The organism is Vibrio sp. Y176 (assembly GCF_033438945.1).
Genome location: NZ_JAWOQS010000065.1, coordinates 1 through 1,486, shown reverse-complemented (window position 1 = coordinate 1,486; position 1,486 = coordinate 1). Strand labels below are relative to the sequence as shown.

The following is a 1,486-nucleotide window of genomic DNA, read 5'->3' as shown; positions in this document are numbered from 1 at the left end:
GGCAGTACAAGGTAAGCATTCTGATCTCCATCTTCGCTACGAAGCGAGCGATTTAGCGAATGAGCAGCGACACCGCTTTACTGAAGTAGCGAACGCGGCGCACAAAAGACGCAAGTTTTACAAACAGGCGATAGAAAAAAGCTTGGTCGGAAAAATGAAGGAGCGAGCTTTTAAGCCAGTGATTGCACCTCAACAAGGAAAACCAAGCCGGGCGCGTCAAGCCTTCTGGTTGATCGTGTTTTTAGCGCTTGGGTTGTGGGCGATGCACTTTTTTGCATAATCGGGCGACTCACAAAGGCTTAGCCCTCCTTTGTCGTCTTAAGCATTGAGTCTTGTTGTTTGCGCAACTCACCAGCATGAGAACAATGTTCGTAAAACGCGTACTGATTTTTACCCGTGTGTTTCGCGGCATACATCGCTTTGTCTGCGCAGCGGGTAAGCTCTGATAAATCGTTGGCGTCTTGTTTATAGATTGCGGCTCCTACGCTCATCGTGAGCTCATTATAGGTATCGTAGTTTTGATATCCCTTTGGGAACAAATTAACGATGCGATCCAAAATGCCATCTAGGTCTTGTTTACTGCGCACATCGTAAAGCATTAACACGAACTCATCGCCTGCGAAGCGCGCAATGGAGTAGTCATGTTTATCGGTTTTTCGGTCGCTGTTACGAATGCTTTTCTTCAATCGAGTCGCAAATGCTTTCAACACTTGGTCGCCAACATCATGGCCATAGGTGTCGTTGATGTACTTAAAATTGTCGATATCGAGAAAAACTAACGCAGTGACACTGCGTTCGTCTGAGTGGTCAATGTCGTGCAGTTTTGCTCTAGCCCACGTTTCAAAGCTCCAACGATTCGCTAAGCCCGTCAGTTGGTCTAGGTAGGCTAACTCCTCAATCCCTTCTCGGTAAAGGGTTTGAATGTAGCTGACGACTTTTGCGTAGTAGTAGGAGAAGGTATGGCAGACAAAACTGATGGCGATTAAGGTGAACATGAATCGGCGTTCGATCATATCGCCAGTGGCAGGTAAGCCGTCTAAAAACGTAATGCCAAAGAAAACCAAAATCATGTAGGTAGCGCTAAAGAGTAAACCGACTTTGAACTCGTTAATCAAAATGATGGTTGCGACGATGGGGTAGAGCCACAATAACTTTCCGGAGGGCGCATCATTAAAAAGAAGTAGTAATAACCCCTCAAACATGATGACGGCGCGGAGCAGTAAATCGGCATATTTGTGATGCCTTTGAACTTTAATGAGATAGCAGATACCTAAGCATGCGATGGCACTGAAGGCATGCAAAACGCTTAACACCCAATGATTTTCGAGCGATTGGACGATAGCGCCGTACACCAGTAGTGTGGCGGCAATGCTAGAACACAGAAAAACGATTTTCTTTTTTCTCGTCGAGCGGATATCCGCCATTTCTTCTAGGCGAGCCCCGGCCAATGTCGACATCTTCTATCCCTACTTAAATTGATATTTAC

At 46.1% G+C, this 1,486-nt stretch carries 2 protein-coding genes; one reads left to right on the top strand and one right to left on the bottom strand.

Annotation, left to right across the window (positions count from 1 at the left end; genetic code table 11):
- Positions 1-280: hypothetical protein (locus R7O13_RS24075; protein WP_318304828.1), on the top strand; the 280-nt coding region annotated here is incomplete at its 5' end.
- Between the two features lie 19 nt (positions 281-299).
- Here R7O13_RS24075 and R7O13_RS24070 read toward each other — a convergent pair.
- A complete protein-coding gene (locus R7O13_RS24070; protein WP_318304827.1) occupies positions 300-1,457 on the bottom strand; it encodes a GGDEF domain-containing protein in 1,158 nt (385 codons plus the stop codon).
- Positions 1,458-1,486 lie beyond the last annotated feature (29 nt).

What these genes read in the sequence shown, in the direction of transcription:
- R7O13_RS24070 (WP_318304827.1), bottom strand. Translation starts at nt 1,457, where the DNA reads ATGTCGACATTGGCCGGGGCTCGCCTAGAAGAAATGGCGGATATCCGC.